The organism is Alcanivorax sp. 1008, assembly GCF_020667895.1.
Classification (GTDB): domain Bacteria; phylum Pseudomonadota; class Gammaproteobacteria; order Pseudomonadales; family Alcanivoracaceae; genus PGZG01.
The window spans coordinates 1-468 of sequence record NZ_JAFMPS010000090.1 but is presented as its reverse complement, the minus strand read 5'-3'; the positions used below and the strand labels follow the sequence as shown (position 1 = coordinate 468).

The window sequence follows — 468 nt, the reverse complement described above, 5'->3', positions numbered from 1 at the left end:
GCGCCATACCACCCATGTTTCACGACGGTATCCGCAATGCAACGGCGAGCAAAGCAAAGTGGTTCCTGTGTTTTGCCGATACCAGAAACCAGGATGGCTGGGTGGATCTGAATAACCTGCCCAGTGATGTGTTGCCACTGCGCAGTGCGCTGCTCACACCTGAAGGCGCTGTGACCTTCAATCGCCCGAGGCCAGACTCATCAGGCAACCCCTTCTGTCTGAGTTGCCATACAGACGATGGCTCAGGGCACCGTCCGGCCTCGCTGCTGGTCGATGCGCTGATACCCAGTAGCTTGTTGATGCAGGACGATCCGCGCCGGCAACCGATACAACCACCGGCCAAGGTCTATGGCAATCTTCCCGCGGGCACTTGGGGGACATATCCGTTGGTTGATATGCATACAGGCCCTGGTGGCCATCCTATAGATGAGTTTATCGCGCCGCCGTCGCCCTGATTAAACACCGTCA

The 468-nt window shown here is 57.5% G+C and carries 1 protein-coding gene; it reads left to right on the top strand.

Features of this window, described 5'->3' with window-relative positions; genetic code table 11:
* Nucleotides 1–455 (top strand): hypothetical protein (locus tag J1C54_RS16405; protein ID WP_229150046.1); only part of this gene is annotated, 455 nt, incomplete at its 5' end.
* Nucleotides 456–468 lie beyond the last annotated feature (13 nt).